At 59.2% G+C, this 5524-nt stretch carries 4 protein-coding genes and 1 pseudogene; 1 reads left to right on the top strand and 4 read right to left on the bottom strand.

All coding sequences use genetic code 11. The features are described from left to right. Positions 1-1533, bottom strand: a 1533-nt coding sequence (locus MA07_RS28405) for a methyl-accepting chemotaxis protein (protein WP_244445120.1), incomplete at its 3' end; no start/stop codon positions are given. Positions 1534-2160: 627 nt separating this feature from the next. Here MA07_RS28405 and MA07_RS01600 point away from each other — a divergent pair. After that, positions 2161-2854: pseudogene (locus MA07_RS01600) on the top strand (IS6 family transposase); the annotation flags it as partial. Positions 2855-3140: 286 nt separating this feature from the next. Here MA07_RS01600 and MA07_RS01595 read toward each other — a convergent pair. From MA07_RS01595 to MA07_RS01585, 3 genes are all read right to left on the bottom strand, one after another. Next, on the bottom strand, positions 3141-3866 hold the full coding sequence (locus MA07_RS01595; protein WP_244445119.1) for an RES family NAD+ phosphorylase: 726 nt from the start codon (positions 3864-3866) through the stop codon (positions 3141-3143). Further along, positions 3850-4248, bottom strand: a complete 399-nt coding sequence (locus tag MA07_RS01590; RefSeq protein WP_036346135.1) for an MbcA/ParS/Xre antitoxin family protein — start codon at positions 4246-4248, stop codon at positions 3850-3852. The genes MA07_RS01595 and MA07_RS01590 overlap by 17 nt, the downstream gene beginning before the upstream one ends. A gap of 326 nt (positions 4249-4574) precedes the next feature. Then, on the bottom strand, positions 4575-4796 hold the full coding sequence (locus tag MA07_RS01585) for a hypothetical protein (protein ID WP_036346133.1): 222 nt from the start codon (positions 4794-4796) through the stop codon (positions 4575-4577). Positions 4797-5524: the final 728 nt, after the last annotated feature.

Here is a 5524-nt window from a genome sequence, read left to right as displayed (position 1 = left end):
GGCTTTGACGCCTTGGAGGAAGTCCTGGACTTCTCGGGAGAGGTCGTTGGAGTGGCGCGACAGCTCCTGGGCGGCGCCCAGCACCTGGCTGGCCGCCGAGGTGGTCTCGCCGGCCCCCTGCTGCACGTCGTTGATGCTGCCGGTCACGGCTTCCGTGCCGCGCGCCGCCTCCTGCACGTTGCGGGCGATCTCGGCCGTGGCCGCCCCCTGCTCCTCCATGGCGGCGGCAATCGAGGTGGAGATCTGGCTCATCTCGGTGATCGTGCGGGCGATCTCCTGAATGGCCGACACCGTCTGCTGCGTCGCCTGCTGCACCGAGCCGATCTGGGCCGAGATCTCCTCCGTGGCCTTGGCCGTCTGCGACGCCAGCTCCTTCACTTCGGTGGCCACCACGGCAAAGCCTTTCCCAGCCTCGCCGGCGCGGGCCGCCTCGATGGTGGCGTTCAGCGCCAGCAGGTTGGTCTGGCCCGCGATGGTGTTGATCAGCTGCACCACGTCGCCGATGCGGCTGGCCGTGGAGGCCAGGTCCTGCACGGCCGCATCCGTGCGGCGCGCCCCCTGCACGGCCCGGTCGGCGATCTGCGACGACTGCGCCACCTGGGAGGCGATCTCCCGGATGGAGATGGACAGCTCTTCTGTGGCGGCCGCCACGGTCTGCACGTTGGCCGAGGTCTGCTGGGCGGCCGACGAGACGGTGACGGACTGCTGGGTGGTCTGGCTGGCCACTGCCGTCATGGTCTGGGCCGTGGCCTCCATCTCGGTGGCGGCGGAGGACAGGCCCTGGGTGAGGGCCGACACGTTGCTCTCGAAGCGCTTCGTGATCTGGTCGAGCATCTCGGCGCGGCGCATCTTGGCCTGGTTCTCGGCGTCCTGGGCGGCGGCAAGCCGGCGGGCCTCGAGAGCGTTGTCCTTAAACACCTGGAGCGCCTTGGCGACAGCACCAATTTCATCCTCACGCTCTTGGTGGAGGATGAGGCACTCGAGATCTCCCTCGGCCAGTTCTCCCATGCGAGCGGTGATATCCTTTAAGGGCCGGAACAGACGCATCGCAGCGATGCCCGCTCCTACGCAAGCCAGAACAGCAACCAAACCGGCAGAAAGGGTCAGCGCCATCATGGTTGAGGAGTAGGAATCATAGAGGTCTTCAACCGGGATCCCAACGTAGAAAATACCATTGACGCGACCAGCACTGTCGAAGCTCGGCTGGTAAACCGTGTAGAACTGCCTTCCGAAGAGCGTGGTCGGTCCAAAGTAGGACTCCCCGCGGCGCACGAAGGATTGAGCCGGGCTGTCGACGGCGAGGGCCGTACCAACAGCGCGCTCCCCATTCTCCTTCTTGACGGTCGTGACGCGGCGAATGAACTTGTCCTGCGTAGCGTCGAAGGTGAAAATGGTCGCGTTTCCACCAACGTAGGCGACAGAGTCATCAACTACCGAGAAGTCCTTGAACTCGGAAAGAGAGGGTGTCGCAATGCGTTTAACTTGTCCCTGCTCGACCTTGACGTCAGCCCCTTGGGATCGGCCTGCATACACGAGAGCAAGACTCCTTATGTACTGCTGAGCCTTTTCCTGCTGTTGGGCTTCCAGCGATGCCCATAATTGGCGCGAGGCGACAACCCACATCGTCCTGGTCGCGACCAGAATTGCGAGAGCGACCAGCATCACGACTTTTGCCGTTAGTGTAATTTTCTTGAGAGAATGTTCTTTGATCATGACCCGCCCATTTCACCATGGGAGGCGCACGCCCCCACGACGTGCTTCTGCGGGTGAGAGAGCGTATTGTCTTGAGCTTACTCAAGGCTTGCACGTGAGCTAGTAGCTATCCTCGTCTCGCGCGCCGGGGCGTGCAAGATTACAGGCTTCTGAACATAATCCTCAGCTCGACTGCACTTGTACTATTGCAATCAGCCGCCGGAATTCTCTCTGGGAAGGCTTTCCGCTCCGAATGTGGAATCTCCTGAGTTCCGCTGTACCTGATCCTGCTTACTGGAAGCGGGAGTGAGACAACCAAGCTCGGAGCAGGGCTTCAGCCAAACAACAGCCAGTCGGCTCAGGGTAGAACTAGGAGATCCGCTGTCTCTCGGAAATATAGTATTCGTCGCAAACAGTTTGTTTCAGAGTTTCAGCTATTGCTCTCCGGGTTCAGCGACGGAGGGTAGCGTGTTCAAGGGCAGGCATTTTGATCGATCCGTGATCCTGCTCTGCCTGCGCTGGTACTTGGCTTATAATCTAAGCCTGCGGAATCTGGAGGAGATGATGGCTGAGAGGGGCATCTCAGTCGACCATGCGACCGTCCACAGGTGGGTTATTCGCTACTCGCCCGAGCTCCGGGAGCGCTTCAATCAGAGAAAGCGCCCGGTCACCGGCAAGTGGCACATCGACGAAACTTACATCAAGGTCCGCGGCCGCTGGATGTACTTGTACCGTGCCATCGACAGCAACGGTGACACCGTCGAGTTCTGGTTCAGCGAGCGGAGAAATCTCACTGCTGCTAAGCGCTTTCTGACGCAAGCGATGAAGCGGCATGACCGGCCCGAGCGGATCGTCATCGACGGCAGTCAGACCAATTCGGAGGCGATCCTGTCCTGCGACACGACAGACCGTCTCCCGCACCGATCGCGGCGGGAGCTGCAGCCGATTCACATCCGCCAGAGCCGCTACTTGAATAATCGGATCGAGCAGGATCATCGCGCCATCAAGAGGAGGGTGCGGCCGATGATGGGGTTCAAGGCGATGAACAGCGCTCGTGTGATCTGGGCGGGATCGAGATGATCCGCAGATGCGCAAGCAGCAGGCGATCTACGCCCGGAATCCGCAGCCCTCACTCGCTGAGCAGTTTGAGGGGCTCGCGGCCTGTAGCCAAGGCGGGGCCTCAACGATTCTCTCGCCTCCGTCCCATATTTCCGACACAGCCATCGGAATGGCTCAAAGCCTTGAGCGACCCGCTATAAAAAAAGCTGGCAGAGGATTTGCAGGCAATTCACGCCAAATCCGCGAAATTCCAAGATGCTGTCAAACCGTGCTTCGTTCCGTCACAACAGGATGCGAGGATGTCCGATCCAGTGAAGTGGCACGATGAATGCGTTTTGGTGATCGGCTTTGGCAGGATTTCTCGAACCGTGTGGGTGATGTTGTACCCCTTACGCGTCTGCCGGCATTGGAAGCCACTCACTGCGGCTGTAGTCGAAGTAGCGCGTCACGGATTGGCCATTCCATTCGTATTGAAGATGACGCTCCTGACGTGGGATCCCAACGACGTCGGGCCAGAAAGCCACCACACAGTGGCCTTGCCGATGTCGCACGCTTGGATAAAGCAGACCATTGCTGTGCTGCTCGCGCAGTGAGCGGGCAAGGGCTTGGCTTGCCCCATAAGAGCTTGGATCCAACACTGCGGCACGGTGCTCTTCAGGCCGTAAGGTTTCAACGTCATGAAAGCTATTCGAGATGGGGCCGACCAGCACCCTCATGTCTTCGCGTCGTGGCGGATCTTTCGCATCTCGTGCAAACGCTGCGAAGTGATGCACTGTCTCGGCGATCGCCGTCTGAAGACTATCTGCTGCGTAGTACACCCCATACGTACCATCGGAGAAGCGCGAACCTTTTGGGTTCGCATGGGTGAAGGATGCCATCACCCATGAGGCATTGATGCCACTGATCCGCCGCTCCGGCGGCACGAGGCTGATCTGGCCAACTTGATCCCGCACACGAGGATTCGTGAGTTCCTCGAGCTCGATCAGGGCCTCCCATACGGCGGGATTGGGCGAAACGCGCTCGAACAGATGGATTGGTGGAAAGCGCGAGGCGATGATACGCCACGCCTGTGACCAATCGATGGCGGTCTCGGCGATCTCAAGACCAGGGAGCACGGGCAGCATCAATGTAGGTACGGACGGCGGCAAGATCTGTTACGTCACCGGCGGCCATACGCTCGAGCGGGGCTTGGCCTCCGAAAAAAGCATTCGGACGCTTGACCCAGCTATCCGCAAGATCCGGCTGCGAGTACACGATCTGAAGGGCTTTCCAGATGCCGGCGATGTAGCCGATCCGGCGGAGCGTATCCTCGGGTAATCGCCCGACCTTACCCTTCTTCCACTCATAGAAAGTTCGTTCGGCAGGCGAGCCAAGAAGTCTGCGGGCGATGGTGTTGTCGACGCCCCAATGATCCATGATGCTGAAGAAGCCCTCAAGCGCCAGTCGCTGTCTGTCGACGGGCATCCTCTCGGCAACAGCCTGAACAGCTCCGCTCATAACGCTCTCCTGCAATATCGCACAATTTAAGGGATTAAATGCAGATCTGCAAGCGCAGTTCCATTGCTACCTAATGACAAGCTTGTTGAGTGGCGCAGCCTAAATTGCGTGTGGAGCAGGGACATCCGGCTACCGGGTGCAGACCGATTATCTGTACTGAAACTTGTTCTTTAAAGCAGAGTTCTATTAACAATATAACATTTATCATAGTAAACGTTTTACCAAGAAGTTCACTGATGGCTGAAAGCGTGGCTCTCGCAATCAATGTGGCGAAAGTGCAACAAAGCCTTCGGTTGCCTTGATACGTCAGCGGTCCGGGCAAACGGCTAGCGCGTGAGAGCCTTGATCTCAACATCGGTCAGCCGGCGCTCATGTCCGTCCGGCATCATCAGCACACACAAGCAGCCCGCATCGTCCGTGAAGTACACAGGATTTCCCGCTTTTTGAGGCTCCGTGATTGCCCCGACGACCGCCTGTCGGATTGCGCTCCTGAGTTGCTCGGACCATTCAGGTCCACCGTACCCAAGGTCCTGAGGCTCGGCGATCATCCCTTCCTCTGCGGTATCTGCCCGGACCTCACCAGAGTTGCGCCAGGCCATGGTGGAAGCCTACTAGCCCGACGCTGCAATGGATTGGCCTCAGCATAAGTGACAGCCAGATCCAGATGGTGCTCTTTGATGGTGGTGTAGGCTGCCAGAATTCGGTCTTGCGGGATGCTTGCCATGACGGACGCAGCCACGTCATAGACCAAGACCCGTGTGCCCTTGATGACCGGCATGTCACCCAGAGTTTCTGGGTCCGAGACAATCGTGTCGTCTCGCTTTGTATTCGCATCCTCACTAGTAGTCATGCGCACCTTCCGTAGCCCGAACGACCTTTCCGATGTACCCTGACTGCAGCCGGTCAATCAGTGCCGCGCTATCAGTGTACTGATTGGGCGTGGCCAACCACTCCCACGCCTCCTCAGGGGACGGGAAGTACCCCGCAACACGGTCGAGTCCTTGGAGAGGTCGGGAGGGCTCAAACTGACGCTCCGGTAGACGAACTCATGGGCGTCCTTGCGGAAGGCAATGAGCGTCCCATTATCTCGCCACAGATCGAGGGTCGCGGGGGAGATACCGAGCTTCTCCGCGATGCTGGCAACTCCAAGGATCTCGGATGCCGTCCGGTCTGTTGAGTCATCATCGCCTGTGATGTCGGCCAGCCGCGCTTTACCCTCTATCAGGCTGACTAGGGGCCCGAGGCCTGAGCCTTAGATGACCGGGCCCTCTGTCCA

Source organism: Microvirga sp. BSC39 (assembly GCF_000739015.1).
GTDB lineage: Bacteria > Pseudomonadota > Alphaproteobacteria > Rhizobiales > Beijerinckiaceae > Microvirga.
Note: the sequence above shows the minus strand (reverse complement) of the source record. Positions and strands in the feature narration are given on the sequence as shown.

What these genes read in the sequence shown, in the direction of transcription:
- MA07_RS01585 (WP_036346133.1), bottom strand. Translation starts at nt 4,796, where the DNA reads ATGATCGCCGAGCCTCAGGACCTTGGGTACGGTGGACCTGAATGGTCC.
- MA07_RS01590 (WP_036346135.1), bottom strand. Translation starts at nt 4,248, where the DNA reads ATGAGCGGAGCTGTTCAGGCTGTTGCCGAGAGGATGCCCGTCGACAGA.